6 protein-coding genes and 1 pseudogene are annotated in these 15,021 nt (G+C 66.7%); 2 read left to right on the top strand and 5 right to left on the bottom strand.

What is annotated here, in order from left to right:
- Positions 1–9: 9 nt before the first annotated feature.
- From rplU to ACT9F5_RS00380, 5 genes are all read right to left on the bottom strand, one after another.
- Positions 10–330 carry a 50S ribosomal protein L21 gene (gene rplU, locus ACT9F5_RS00400; protein ID WP_445117988.1) on the bottom strand — a complete coding sequence of 107 codons (321 nt, stop codon included), beginning with the start codon at positions 328–330 and terminating at the stop codon, positions 10–12.
- 155 nt (positions 331–485) lie between these two features.
- A complete protein-coding gene (locus tag ACT9F5_RS00395) occupies positions 486–1,034 on the bottom strand; it encodes a hypothetical protein (RefSeq protein ID WP_445117987.1) in 549 nt (182 codons plus the stop codon).
- Positions 1,031–1,567, bottom strand: coding sequence for an EF-hand domain-containing protein (locus ACT9F5_RS00390; RefSeq protein ID WP_445117986.1), 537 nt, complete (start codon positions 1,565–1,567; stop codon positions 1,031–1,033). The genes ACT9F5_RS00395 and ACT9F5_RS00390 overlap by 4 nt, the downstream gene beginning before the upstream one ends.
- Positions 1,564–2,805 (bottom strand): TIGR03032 family protein, encoded by a 1,242-nt coding sequence (locus tag ACT9F5_RS00385; RefSeq protein WP_445117985.1) that lies wholly within the window; start codon positions 2,803–2,805, stop codon positions 1,564–1,566. Before ACT9F5_RS00385 ends, ACT9F5_RS00390 begins: the two co-directional genes overlap by 4 nt.
- Positions 2,806–2,933: 128 nt before the next feature.
- Entirely contained in the window at positions 2,934–9,887 is a 6,954-nt protein-coding gene (locus ACT9F5_RS00380) for a hypothetical protein (protein ID WP_445117984.1), read from the bottom strand.
- A gap of 391 nt (positions 9,888–10,278) precedes the next feature.
- Between ACT9F5_RS00380 and ACT9F5_RS00375 the strand changes: the two genes are divergently transcribed.
- Together ACT9F5_RS00375 and uvrA are read left to right on the top strand one after the other, a co-directional pair.
- Positions 10,279–11,904, top strand: a complete 1,626-nt coding sequence (locus ACT9F5_RS00375; protein ID WP_445117983.1) for a M4 family metallopeptidase — start codon at positions 10,279–10,281, stop codon at positions 11,902–11,904.
- Between the two features lie 164 nt (positions 11,905–12,068).
- A pseudogene (gene uvrA, locus ACT9F5_RS00370) lies at positions 12,069–14,966 on the top strand (excinuclease ABC subunit UvrA); the annotation flags it as partial.
- Positions 14,967–15,021 lie beyond the last annotated feature (55 nt).

Below are 15,021 nucleotides of genomic sequence, written 5' to 3'. Positions count from 1 at the left end.
TGCTTCTCCTTACTTCTTGTCGCCACCGGCGATGCCGGTGATCTCGATTTCGGTGTAGTGCTGACGGTGGCCCATCTGCTTGCGGTGGTGCTTGCGGCGACGGAACTTGACGATGCGGACCTTGTCGGCGCGGCCATGGCCGACGACCTTCGCGGTGACGCTGGCGCCCTTCAGCGCGTCGCCGAGCTTCACGCCCTCGCCGTCGCCCAGCATCAGGATGTTGTCGAGCTTGATCTCGCTGCCGGCTTCGGCTTCGAGCAGTTCGACGCGCAGGGTTTCGCCCTGCATCACGCGGTATTGCTTACCGCCGGTGACTACAACTGCGTACATGACCAGATTCCTCTGTAGTTATTTTGGTCGCTGCCGTACCCGTCGAGGGGCAGACAGAAGCGGAATTGTAGGGGTATCAGGGAGTTAGCGCAACCAGCGGCGGGCATGCGCCGCCGTGGCCCGGCGTGCATCGCCGGACCCTTTACCCGAGGGGCTCAGGCCATCGCGGGGGTCGCTGCGGGGCGACGGGCGGCCCGGGGCGCCAGCAGCTTGGCGCCTTCGAAATAGGAAACCCGCAATTGCAGGCCCCGGGGCGAATAGCCGATGAAGGTGCTGTCGGCTTCCGGGATGTAGGCGTCCTTGTGGTACGCGTCGAGGTACCGGCTCTCGAGCTCCAGCAGCACACCCAGGCTTTCCGGCTCGGCCAAGCCTGCATTGTAGGCCTGCAGGACCTCCCGGGCGCGGTTGTAGAACGGGATCACCTGTCCCTGCCCCCGCACCGAACGGGCGAAGAACAGCCGGTAGTAGTACAGCGGCTGCATCAGGCGCGGCAGCACCCGGACAACCGCGGTGCTGACGGCACACAGGGCTCCATCTTCGCCACGGGCGATGCACACCACCTCGTCGGCGCGATGCCGCGCACGCTCGGGGTCGCCGATCGCGCGGTGCTGCTTCCAGAAGGCCAGCACTTCGTCCTTCAGCTCGGGGGTGAGCTGCTTCCATACCGGGGAAACATCGAAGGTGACAGGGGCGCGTGTGCTCATGGGTGTCCAGCCTTGGAGGTTGGGGTGCGCGGCGTCGTGGGCCGGCCACCGGTTGTGCGCAGCCGCTGGACCAGTGCGCTGTACTCGTCGAACTCGAGCTTCTGGCTGCGGTTACGGTCTGCTTCGGAGAACGGCGGGGCCATGGCGCCGGCACGTTTGAGCAGGACCATGTTCGAGTATTCGGTCCGGTCGATGCCGTCGTTGCCGTTCGCGTCCAGGCGGTCGAACTGCTGGCGCAGCCCCGGCCCGGTCGTTTGCCTGGAGCCGCGCTTCATGTTGCGCCAGCCGTTGCGGAACTCGGCGAGGCTCAACACGTTGTCATGGTCGGTATCCCATGCCTTGAATGCCGCATCGACGGCCGGTGGTACGGGTTCGGCACGCAGGGTGGTTGCTGGCTGGGTGGCCGTGCCGGTCGACACTGTCGGCGTGGCTGGCTTCGGCGCCACCTGCGCCGCGGCTGTGCTGGCAGCGATGGTCACAGCGATGGCCAAGGCGATGCGCAGGCCTGGCTTCACGCGCGGATTCGGGCTCATGCGGGTATCTCCTCCGTGGGGGTCTCCGCTTCGAAGGTGATCAGGTCGCGGATCTCGGCCGTGCGCAGGCCGATCATCATCGGGTTGCGCACGTTGGGCAGGAAGCTGATGTCGAAGATCTCGGTGATGTCGCCCTCGAACCGGATCCAGTTGCTGACGTCGCCGTTGGTCAGCGACACGATCTGCACGCCGCACCAGGGGTCCGAGTCACGTTTCCGCAGCTCCTCGTCGAGTTGCAGCCCTTCGAAGCGCTGGTTGCGGGGCTTGGACAGGCCGACCGCCGCCACGTTGCCGATGATCGACAAGCCGCGCAGGAAGCCGGGGAAGAATGCCAGCGGCACGAACGCCTTCTTCTCGAAGTCGACCCAGCCCAGGTGGCCGGTGCCGGCGTTGAGCACCCAGAGCTTGCCGTTGGCCCAGCGCGGCGAGTGCGGCATCGACAGGCCCTCGCAGACGATCTCGTCGGTCTCGATGTCGATCACCACGCCGCCGTCGTGGCGGCGGTCGCGCCAGCCATCGACGGTGTCGCTGCGGCACACGGCGGTGACGTACTTGGGCCGGCCGTCGACCATCGCCAGGCCATTGAGATGGCAACGGTCTTCGGGCGCGAGCTTGCTGACGAACTTCGGCTTCCAGATCGGCTTGAAGCTGTGGGTCGGGCTCAGCTCGGCCAGGCAGGAGTACTTGGTGTTGACGAACACGACCTTGCCGTTGCTGCGGATTCCAAGCTCGTGGATGTCCAGGTCGCCGATGGTCTGCGCGTTGCGCGGCACGTAGCACTTGTCGTACTGGCCGTGGATGACCTCGTTGGAGCGCAGCACGTTCTCGAAGCGCCACAACTGGTACAGGCTGCCGAGGTAGATGCGCTGGGCGTTGCCGACCACGCCCATGGCGCGCTCGAAGATGCGCTCGAAGAACGACACCCTGCCCTGCTGGTCGCTGCCGACCAGGTAGACCCGGCCACTCTGGTAGGAGGTGATCGCCAGCGAGATGCGGTTGGCGGCCAGCCATGCGGCCAGTCCGCGTGAGCAGGTCTTCTCGACCTTGAACTTGGTCAGGTCGACCGGCGGCTTGCCGGCCTTGCCTGCACCGGGCACCGCCTTGGCGGCAGGGGCTTCCGGCCCGACGGTCTGCAACCCGGGTTCGGGGCCGCTGCCTTCTATTCCCTGTTCCGATGAAGCGTCGTTGGTGACTACTGCGGTCGCGTGTTCGCCACGCTCATTGTTCTTGCCTGTCAAAGGGCGGTCTCCCGTACTGGTGTCTGCATGTCCTTACCTAATCCCCCGTCATGCGCGCCCCCTTACCCGGAGCGGCCGCTATGCGATGCGGCCCGGTGTCGTGCACCGGGCCGCCGGCCTGCCGCGTGCTACCAGGCGTACCGCAACATCACCTGGCCGCCGAACGCACCGTCGAAGTTGCCGCCGTCCAGCCAGTTGACGCCGGTATTCCAAGACAGGCGACCCTTCTGCGCGCCCAACCCGAGCTTCAGCAGTGCGCTGGTGCCCTCGGTGGCCACGTTGCCGAAGTAGTCGTCGTTGATCGCATAGGTGGCCAGGCCTTCCAGCGTCCGGGTCATGCCGACCTCGCCATACGGCGACCATTGCCAGGCGCCTGCGTTGAAGGTCTTCGACAGCGCCACGCCGACGCGGGCACGCTTCCATACCGCCTCCTGGCCCTCGAACGTGGCCTGGTCGCCCTGGAAGCGCAGGCCGTCGATCGAGGTCTCGGTGTAGTGCAGTTGCGGCGCCACGTCGAGACCGTTGGCCAGCTTCCAGACGCGTCCGACTTCGACAGAGCTGCTGAACGCGTTGCCTTCGCCTTGCTGGAGCCCACCGATCGAGTCGATCCGGGTTTCGAACTGCATCGTCCGCCAGGACGCATCGACGTAGAAGCCGGTCGGCGACATCCACGTGCCGTACAGGCCCATGGTGCTGCCGCGGATCGTGTCCATGCCACGGTCGTCGACCAGGTACTGCCGGCCTTCGGACTTGGCGAATACCGAGCCGAAGCGGAAGCCGTTGGGCGCCAGGATCTCCACGCCCATCTCGGTGCCGGAGTTGTCCTGGCTCAGGCGCGAGTTGGACAGCTGCCCGAAGTTGCCGGACAGGTGGTCGGGACTCATGCCGCCCTGGTCATCGAAGCCGCGGACCCACGGCTGGATGCTCGTACGCAACGGCGACATGCCCGTTGCCGCGACATAGTTGCGGTCAAGCCGGCTGCCGGCGGTGCTGGACATCAGGCTGTCCACGCCCAGCGCTGCAGAGGATGCCAGCACGCCAGCCGCGTTGAGGCCGTCGACGTGGGTCTTGACGTTGAGCATGTAGCCGGTGCCGTCGCCGCTGGCCTTGGCGCCCTTGTCGGGAGTGCTCGACAGGGTCAGCCCCATCGACAGGAAGTCCCGCGGCGAAACACCCAGTACGCTGCCGGCCTTGAAGACCGACGGATTCGTGTCACCCGACACGTGCACCAGTTCCAGTTGGGTCCCGACGTCGCTCGACTTCGGCAGTCCGTCGAGCAGCATCACGTTCACGCTCTGCTTGGTGCCGTTGAGCACACCACCCTGCACGATCAGCTGGTCGTAGAGCTTGCCGGCCAGGCTCACGTCGAGGTTGAGCGCACCCTTGCCACCGAAGCCGCCGGTGACCGTGAGGCTGTCGTCCGCGGCACCGTCGAGGAAGTCGAGGGTGCCGTTGTTGGTGAACGCCGCCGCGTGCTTGGGCCGCGCCAGCGCTGCGTTGGCCGCGGCGACGCTGCCATCGGTCATGTCGATGTGGTTCCTGCCGGAAACCCGGATGGTGCCGGTGTTGCTGAAGCTGTTGTCTCCGGCTCCGAACAGGATGCCGGCATCCGCCAGCTGCAACGTGCCGCCTCGCGCGTTGACGAAGCTGTCGTCGCCGCCACCGAAGTCGGTGCCGCTGCCGGCCAGCTGCCAGCTGCCGCCATTGCGGTTGGTGATGCTGTCGTCGCCGCTTCCGGTGGCGATGGCACCTGTGATCGAACCGCTGTTGACGATGTTCGCCGAACCCGGGGCCAAGCCGGGAGCCAGGGGTGCGCTGCCGTCCACGACAAGGATGGCGTAGGCGGTACCGTTGGTCGACGCCACGTTGATGCTGCCGGCGTTGTTTACCGTCACGTCGGCATCCGTGAGCGAACCGAACAGGCCGATTGCGTCGCCGTCGACCGAGGTCGCGGTGATGCTGCCTGCCGCCGTGTTGGCGAGGGTCAGTTCGCCGCCGCCGGCCACGGTGCCGCTGATACCGATCGCATCACCGGCGGTGGTCGTTGCCTCGATGGTCGCGCGGTTACGCAACACCGCGTCACCACCACCCTCGGCGGAACCGTCGATTCCCACGGCATTTGCCGCGACGCTGGTAGCGGATATCACGCCACGGTTGTCCACGCTCAGCTCATCGTTGCTGCCCACGTTGGCCAGCACGCCGAAGGCGTTGCCATAGTAGGTGTTGGCGTCGATCGAGCCGCGGTTGACCACCGAGGCGTCGTTGTTGCCGGAGGATGCATACACGCCCGCGGCCAGCCCGGCGTAGTCGCCGTGCGCGACCACGGTGCCGGCGTTGACGACTTCCACGTCGTCATACACCGAGGTGCCAAGCATGCCCACCGCCACCGCGCCGGACGAATACGCATCGACCAGGCCGTTGGCGGTATTGGTGATGCGCACGTCGCCGTCGGTGGCGATTCCGGCGATGCCGTAGGTGTACTTGCCACCCGCATAGATCGAGCCCTGGTTGCGGACATCGACATCACCCGCACTCGACACCGCGTTGATTCCACGGCTGTACTTGCCGTAGGACTCGATGTAGCCGCGGTTGATCACCTCCGCGTCGACACCGGAGGCATCGATGCCGCGGGCGATGGTCACCAGCCCGCTTGCGGTAGCCGAAATGTTGCCGCTGTTGGTAACCGCGGCGGTGCCGTTCTGGGAGGACGACACCACGCCATACGAGAACGTGTACAGGCCGCTACCCACCGCCGCCGCCGTGACGTCGCCCGCGTTGACCACGTCGGAGTCACCGGCGAAGGACAGCGACAGTACGCCATAGGCGTAGGCGCCGCCGGCGTTGATGGTGCCGTTGCCGCTGTTGCGGATCTCCACGTCGCCATCGCCGGATGCCACCATGCCCACGGCATTGCCGTATTTGCCTTCCGTTGCGACCACGCTGATCGCGCCTGCGTTTGTCAGATTGATCGCCGCATCCGCACCGCTGGCCGCCGCGGAAATGCCGGATGCGCCGTTGTAGCCATTGGCGGTGATGGTGCCGGCACCGCGGTTGGTCACCTCGATGTCGCTACCCTCGACATTGGTGATCGCGTTGATGCCGGTGGCGAAGCCGTTGACCGCATTCGCTCCGATGTCGCCACGGTTGTCGATGCCGATGCCGCCCGCGCCGCTGTCGTAGGTGTAGATTCCGGTCGCGTACGGGCCGGTCGCCGCGATGGTGCCGCGGTTGTCCACGTACACCCCGCCATCGCCACCGGTCGCATAGATGCCATAGGCGTGGCCATACACGGCAGGGGTTCCCGCTTCCGGGTCCGCCGGTGCGTAGGCCGTTGCGCTTGCGCTGATGTCGCCGGTATTGGTTACGTAGGCGACATCGTCGCCCTGGGCCTCGATGCCCGCGCCCCAGGTATAGCCATCGGCCGTGATCGAACCGGAGTTGGTGACATCGGCAACGGCGCCCGACGCGAACACGCCGTCGGCCAGGCCGGCGCCGGTGCTCGCGGTGATGGAGCCGCTGTTGGTCACGGTGGCCACCGCACCCGGCGCATAGGCGTACACGCCGATCACGTCGGTGGGGATGGTGTAGGTGCCGTAGTAACCCTCGTAGATACCCGAACCGGTCGAGACGGCGCTAATGCTGCCGCTGTTGTCGACGGCGGCATCGCCGCCGGCGCTCGAGCGCACGATCACGCCACGCGCATTGCTGTAGCTGTTGCTGGCGCTGATGTCGCCGCTGTTGGTGACCAGCGCGTCGCCGCCATCGGTCTGCACAACGGCACCATAGGCGAGCTGCGCGTAGCCGGCGCCGCTGGCATCGATGGTCCCGGCGTTGTCGATCGTGGCGTTGCCATCGTTGTTGGCGTTGGCGAATGCGCCCACCGCGATCAGGTCGCCGCTGTAGCCGGAGATCGTGCCTCCTTCGGCGTTTTCTATCGCGACGTCACCGTAGTTCGATCCGGCCACCGCGCCATACGCATACTTGCCGCTGCCGGCGAGCGTCCCGGAGTTGTAGACGGTGGTGTTGCCGTCACCCGACTGCGCGAACACGCCGAAGCTGTACTTGCCATCGGTCGTGATCGTGCCGCTGTTGTCGACCACGGTGTCGCCCTGCGACGTGTTGGCCCGTACACCGAAGGCGTACTTGCTCGCCGTGGCGTTGATGTCGCCCTGGTTATCCACGGTGGTTCCAGCGAAGCTGCTGGCGTCGATGCCAGCAGCCGTGCCGAAGCTGGAATCGACCGTGATCGAACCGCTGTTGGTCACACCGGAATAGCCGTTCTGGGAATTGGCGACGAAGCCGTAGGCAGTCAGCCCACCGTTCACCGCAACCGTGCCGGCGTTGTCGACATCGGCGTCGCCCGCGAAGGCCAGCGCCAGTCCGCCGTAGGCGTAATCGCCATAGCCGATGGTGATCGCACCGCTGTTGGTGATGCTGGCGTCACCGTCGGCCGAGGCCACGATGCCTTCGGCCGCCGAGTAGTACACCGTGGTCGCCGCGTAGATGTCGCCGGCGTTGTCGACGCTGGCGGACGAACCTACGCCGGTCGCGAGCGCGACGATGCCGGACGCGCCGTTCATGCCCGTGGCGGTGATGCTGCCGGTTTCGGCGTTCTGGATCGCGATGTCGCTGTACTCGACATTGGTCACCGCATTGACGCCAGTGGCGAAGCCGTTGGCGGCGTTGGCGGCGATGTCGCCGGAATTGTCGATCTGGACGCCACCGATGCCACTGTCATACGCATACACGCCGGTCGCGTACGGACCAGTGGCGGAGATCGAACCCTGGTTGTCGACGATGACGCCGCCGTCGCCGCCGGTGGCATAGATGCCGTAGGCGTGGCCGTAGACCGCATCCGTCCCCGCTTCCGGGTCGGCCGGGGCATAGGCCGTCGCGCTGGCGGCGATCGAACCGGTGTTGACCACCGAGGCGGCATCGTCGCCCTGTGCCTCGACGCCCGCACCCCAGGTGTAGCCGTCGGCGGTGATCGAACCCGAGTTGTACACGTCCGCGACCGCACCGGCGGCGAACACGCCATCGGCCAGGCCGGTGGCCGAGCTGGTGGTGATCGCGCCGCTGTTGTCCACGCTGGCGAGGCCGCCCGGCGCGTACACGTAGACGCCGATCGCGTCCGACGGCAGGTACTCGCCGGTGCCGGTGGCCGTCGCCACGATGTTGCCGGCATTGTCGACCGACGCGTCGCCGCCCGCGGAGGACCGCACGATCACGCCACGCGCGGAACCGTAGCTGTTGTCCGCGGTGATCTCGCCGGTGTCGCCATTGGACACCAGGCCGGCACCCGCATCGGTCTGGACCACCGCGCCATAGGCGAGCTGCGCATAACCGACCGCCGTGGCGTTGGTCACGCCGGCGTTGTCGATCGTGGCGCTGCCGTCGTAGTTGGCGTTGGCGAACGCACCCACCGCGATCAGGTCGCCGCTGTAGCCGGAAACCTTGCCGCCATCGGCATTGTGGATCTCGACGTCGCCGCCGTTGGACCCCGCGACCACGCCGTAGGCGTACTTCCCGCTGCCGGCGATCGCGCCGCTGTTTTCCACCAGCACGTCGCCGTAGGTCGACTGCGCGAGCACGCCGAAGCTGTACTTGCCGTCGGTGGCGATGGTGCCGCTGTTTTCCACCGCGACATCGCCATCGCCGGACTGCGCGAACACGCCGAACGCGTACTTGCCCGACGTGGCGACGATGTCGCCGCGGTTGTCCACCTCGGCATCGCCGACCGCCGAGTTGGCACGCACGCCAAAGGCATTGCTGCTGCCGTAGGCATTGATGTAGCCACTGTTGGTGGCGGACGCACCGGCCTGGCCGCTGACGTCGAGACCGGCTGCGGTACCGAGACCCGACGAGACCGTGATCGAGCCCGCGTTGGTGGCGTCGGCATAACCGTTCTGCGAGGCAGCCACGGCGCCATATGCGGACAGGCCGCCGTACGCCGCGATGTCGCCGGTGTTGCGTACGTTCGCATCGCCGGCGAACGCCAGCGCCAGCGCGCCATAGGCGTAATCGCCGTAACCGATGGTGATCGAACCACTGTTGCGGATGTCGGCGTCGCCATCGGCCGAGACCACGATGCCTTCGGCGGCGGAATAGTACGCGGTGGTCGCTGCGTAGATGTCGCCGGTGTTGTTGACGCTGGCCGAGGAGCCGACGCCGCTGGCGAGCGCGACGATGCCGCTCGCGCCGTTCATGCCGGTGGCTTCGATGCTGCCGCGGTTGGCAACGGTGGTGTCGCTGCCCTCGACATTGGTCACCGCATTGATGCCGTTGGCGAAACCATTGTCGGCGGTTGCGGTGATGTCGCCGCGGTTGGTGATGTTGATGCCGCCGCTGCCGCCGTCGTAGGCGTAGATACCGGTCGCGTACGGTCCGGATGCTTCGATCGAGCCACGGTTGTTGACCACCGTGCCATCTTCGCCGGTGCCTGCGACGTAGATGCCATAGGCATGCCCGTAGACGCCATAGGCGGTGTCGTAGGCGCTGGCGGTGGCGCTGATGTTGCCGTTGTTGTTGACGGTCACCGAGTCGCCCTGCGCCTCGATGCCGGCCGCCCAGTCGTAGCCGTCGGCCTCGATCGCCCCGCGGTTGTTGACCGTGACCTCGGCGCCGTAGGCGAAGATGCCGTCGGCCAGGCCGTCCACCGATTCGGCGTAGATGCTGCCGCTGGCGGTGTTCACGATCGAAACGTCGGCACCGGCGAAATCGGCCTCGATGCCGACTACGTCGCCGCTACCGGATTTATCGATGGGGCCGCTGTTGACGATGTTGACGGTAAACGCCGCCACGCCGGGCGCGGTGATGCCGGTCGTACCCGCAGCCACTACCGAATCGGGAGCGTGCGCGTCGGCGACCGTAGTCAAGTCCGCGACGGGCAGCTTTGCCGCGTCGACCTCGGCGCAGCGAATGAGCTGGGCCTGGACCATGCCACCGCAATCGGTGCCGCCGGCGTGCACGGCGCCGACACCGGCCAGTGCGATCGCGGACGCCGCCAGCGCGGTACGGACCGCGCGGGTGATCGGAGCAACGTAGTAGGTACGGGTCTGGGCGCGCCGCGACTGGGGGCCCATGAATTTGTTTCCGCGCATCGTCAATCCCCTCGGATGAAGTTTGAGCCTGCAAGGCTGCATTTCATCGGCGATAACGCGGAGCGTCCCAGGAGTGCAAGGCGTGTCCGCTGTCGGGCCATCCGGCCGACACCAACAAAACACAACCGCTGCCGCCCCCTGACGACAGGGCCGACCATATGCCTCCGAAAATGACTTTGCAAGCGCATGCGTCACCGGACTGCTCTTCCGGGTCGCTTAGGGCCGGGTGGCCAGCGGGGTGCCGGCCGCACCAGCGGGCCGGCAGTCACTGCGGACATGTCATGCACGGCGGCACGGAAAGGCGTATGTTCCGAGCCGGGGGATCCTGGTAATCGACGACCGAACGGTCATTTTCTATCAGGGAGAGAGCCACATGCGATTCACTCTTTTGGGCGCGGGTGTCCTGACCGCGCTGATGATTTCCCCCGCGGCATCTGCAGGCGACCTGGCAACGTCGCGCTCCGCGATGCGCGCCCAGGCCATGCTCCAGAGCGGATCGGTGCCGATGCTCAAGCGCGCCGCGGCCGACAGCTTCGTTGCCAGGGACGTCGTGGTCGACCGCAAGGGCAACGAGCACGTCCGCTTCTCGCGCACCTACCGCGGCCTGCCGGTGATCGGCGGCAGCATCGTCGTGCACTCGCGCAACGGCAGGCCTGATTCGGTCACGCAGACGATGGACGAACTGCAGCGCCCCGACATCGTTCCGTCGGTGAACCGGCGCAAGGCGATCTCGGTGGCCGGCACGCACTTCGACGTGGCCGCGCAGAAGGCGCCGACCACGCGCCTGGTGGTCTACGCCCGCGGCGAAGCGACCCCGGCGCTGGCCTACGAGGTCCGCTATGTCGGCGTCAAGAAGGACCAGACACCCACCGACATGCGTTACATCGTCGACGCGCACACCGGCCAGTTGCTGGACAAGTGGGACACCATCCACACTGCCGGCCCGGGTCGCGACCCGCGGACATGCGACACCGCGTCCTCCGGCACCGGCACCGGCCTTTATGTCGGCCAGGTCGAGCTGGGTACCGCGCAGTGCAGCAACGGGCGCTATCAGTTGACCGATCCGTCACGCGGCGGCGGACGCACCACCAACATGAGCAATCGCAAGGTGGGCCTGGGTGCGGCCTTCGTCGACTCCGACAACGTCTGGGGTACCGGCACCAACAGCAGTTCGCAGACGGTCGGCGTCGATGCGCATTACGGCGTTTCGATGACGTGGGACTACTTCGATCAGGTCCACGGGCGCTCCGGCATCGCCGACGACGGCCAGGGCGCCTTGAGCCGCGTGCATTTCGGCCGCAACTACGCCAATGCGTTCTGGAGTGACGATTGCTTCTGCATGACGTTCGGTGACGGCAATGGCAGCTCCGTCACGCCGCTGGTCGAGCTCGACGTGGCCGGGCACGAGATGTCGCATGGCGTGACCAGCCGCACCGCGAATCTGATCTACTCCGGCGAGTCGGGCGGACTGAACGAAGCGACCTCCGACATCTTCGGCGCCATGGTCGAGCAGTTCGCCAACAATCCGACCGACGCTCCCGACTACCTGATCGGTGAACTGGTGTTCCGCCAGGATCCGAACCTGCCCTACCAGACCGCCTTGCGCTACATGTTCAAGCCGAGCCTGGACGGCCTGTCCCCGGATTGCTGGAGCCCCGAACTCGGCGGCATGGACGTGCACTACAACTCCGGCGTGGCCAACCACTTCTTCTACCTGTTGGCCGAAGGAGCGGTGGTACCGGATGGCTTCGGTGCCGGCACCGGTGCGAACCTGGCGCCGTCCGACATGGTCTGCAACGGTGACACCTCGCTGGCCGGCATCGGCCACGAAGCCGCCGGGGACATCTGGTACCTGGCACTGACCGGCTACATGGTCGAGGACACCGACTATGCCGGGGCACGCGCGGCCACCCTGAGCGCCGCGACCGACCTGTACGGTGCGGAATCGGCCGAGTACGCCGCGGTCGCCGCGACCTGGAGTGCGGTCAGCGTCGAGTAGTCCGACCCAGCGCCAAGCGGCACGCGAACGGCCCGCCCTGTGCGGGCCGTTCGCATGTGGAGCCTGCCCTTTTGTTGGCGGCATTTGCCCCCATTTCCAGAGCTCGATAGGCTCCCCTGTTGTCCGTCGATCCTGGCGGCACCCTCCCCCCTTGCAGGCTCCCGATGGCGATGGATTTCATCCGCATCCGCGGCGCGCGGACGCACAACCTCAAGAACATCGATCTCGACCTGCCGCGCGACAAGCTGATCGTGATCACCGGCCTGTCGGGTTCGGGCAAGTCGTCGCTGGCGTTCGACACGATCTACGCCGAGGGCCAGCGACGCTACGTCGAGTCGCTGTCGGCGTACGCGCGGCAGTTCCTGTCGGTGATGGAGAAGCCCGACGTCGACCACATCGAAGGGCTGAGCCCGGCGATCTCGATCGAGCAGAAATCGACCTCGCACAACCCGCGTTCGACTGTCGGCACGATCACCGAGATCTACGACTACCTGCGCCTGCTGTACGCCCGCGTCGGCACCCCGCGCTGCCCGGACCACGGCTATCCGCTGGAGGCGCAGACGGTCAGCCAGATGGTCGACCAGGTGATCACGCTGGCCGACACGCCAGAGACCGCCGAGCAGCGTTACATGCTGCTCGCACCCGTCATCCGCGACCGCAAGGGCGAGCATGCACAGGTGTTCGAGCAATTGCGCGCGCAGGGTTTCGTGCGCGTGCGGGTCGACGGCGTGCTGCACGAGATCGACGCGGTGCCGCCGCTGGCGCTGCGCCAGAAGCACACGATCGAGGCGGTGATCGACCGCTTCCGCCCGCGCGAGGACCTGAAGCAGCGGCTTGCCGAGTCGTTCGAGACCGCGCTCAAGCTGGGCGACGGCATGGCCCAGGTGCAGTCACTCGATGACGCCGATGCCAAGCCACTGCTGTTCTCCTCCAAGTACAGCTGCCCGGTCTGCGACTACTCGCTGCCGGAGCTGGAGCCACGGCTGTTCTCGTTCAACTCGCCGGTCGGCGCCTGCCCGACCTGCGACGGCCTCGGCGTGGCGCAGTTCTTCGACCCGGCGCGGGTGGTGGTGCATCCGGAACTGGCGCTTTCGGCGGGTGCGGTGCGCGGCTGGGACCGTCGCAACGCGTACTACTTCCAACTGATCCAGTCGCTGGCCAAGCACTACCGGTTCGACGTGACCACGCCCTGGCAGGAGTTGCCGGAGGGCATCCGCAACGCGGTGCTGTTCGGCAGTGGCGACGAGGTGATTTCGTTCGCCTACCTCAGCGACGGCGGTACCCGCCACCAGCGCAAGCACAAGTTCGAGGGCATCGTTCCGAACCTGGAGCGGCGCTATCGCGAGACCGAATCGTCGGCGGTGCGCGAGGAGCTGTCCAAGTACATCAGCGAGCGTCTGTGCACCGAATGCGGCGGCGCGCGGCTCAACCGTTCGGCGCGCAACGTGTTCGTGGCCGAGCGGCCGCTGTCGGACATCGTGGTGCTGCCGATCGACGAGGCGCTGACGTTCTTCAAGGGGCTCAACCTGCCGGGCTGGCGAGGCGAGGTCGCCACCAAGATCGTCAAGGAAATCGGCGACCGGTTGCGCTTCCTGGTCGATGTCGGCCTCGACTACCTCAACCTGGAGCGCAAGGCCGATTCGCTGTCGGGTGGCGAGGCCCAGCGCATCCGCCTGGCCAGCCAGATCGGCGCGGGACTGGTCGGGGTCATGTACGTGCTCGACGAGCCCTCGATCGGCCTGCACCAGCGCGACAACGAGCGCCTGCTCGGCACCCTCACCCGGCTGCGCGACATCGGCAACACGGTGATCGTGGTCGAGCACGACGAAGACGCGATCCGGCTTGCCGACCACGTCGTCGATATCGGCCCCGGCGCCGGCGTGCACGGCGGCGAGGTGGTGGCCGAAGGTTCGTTCGATGACCTGCTGAAGGCCCCGCGCTCGCTGACCGGCCAGTACCTCAGCGGCAAGAAGCGCATCGAGGTCCCGGCCAAGCGGCACGCGCCCAACCCGGAAATGACGCTGCACCTGCGCGGCGCCTCCGGCAACAACCTCAAGGACGTCGATCTCGACATCCACGCCGGGCTGCTGACCTGTGTCACCGGCGTGTCCGGCTCGGGCAAGTCGACGCTGATCAACGACACCCTGTACACGCTGGCCGCGAACGACCTCAACGGCGCCTCGCGAACGGTGGCGCCGCACAAGTCGGTCGAGAACATGGACCTGTTCGACAAGGTGGTCGACATCGACCAGTCGCCGATCGGTCGCACTCCGCGCAGCAACCCGGCGACGTATACCGGGCTGTTCACGCCGTTGCGCGAGCTGTTCGCGCAGGTGCCGGAGTCGCGCGCACGCGGCTACGCAGCCGGGCGTTTCAGCTTCAACGTGCGCGGTGGCCGTTGCGAGGCCTGCCAGGGCGACGGCCTGATCAAGGTCGAGATGCACTTCCTGCCGGACGTCTACGTGCCATGCGACCTGTGCGGCGGCAAGCGCTACAACCGCGAGACGCTGGAGATCCTCTACAAGGGCTACAACATCTCCGACGTGCTGGAGATGACGGTCGAGGACGCGCTGAACCTGTTCGAGGCGATCCCGTCGATCTCGCGCAAGCTCGAAACGCTGGTCGACGTCGGCCTGAGCTACATCAAGCTCGGCCAGTCGGCGACCACGCTGTCGGGGGGCGAGGCGCAGCGGGTCAAGCTGTCGAAGGAACTGTCTCGACGCGATACCGGGCAGACGCTGTACATCCTCGACGAGCCCACCACCGGTCTGCACTTCCACGACATCGAGCACCTGCTGGCCGTGTTGCATCGCCTGCGCGACGACGGCAACACCGTGGTGGTGATCGAACACAACCTCGACGTGATCAAGACCGCCGACTGGGTGGTCGACCTCGGCCCCGAGGGTGGTCATCGTGGCGGGACGATCCTCGCCACCGGCACGCCGGAGCACATCGCCTCGCTGGAGCATTCCTACACCGGTCGCTTCCTCGCACCGCTGCTGGAATCCGCCGCCAGGGCGTCCGCATCCACCGCGGCTTCCACGCCCAAGGCCAAGCGACCGTCGGCGCGCAAGACCACCAGCAAGAAGTCCGCCGCATGAGCGACCACGACACCAC

The organism is Lysobacter sp. F6437, from assembly GCF_052547215.1.
The sequence above is the reverse complement of the archived record's forward strand: the minus strand, read 5'-3'. Positions and strand labels throughout refer to the sequence as shown.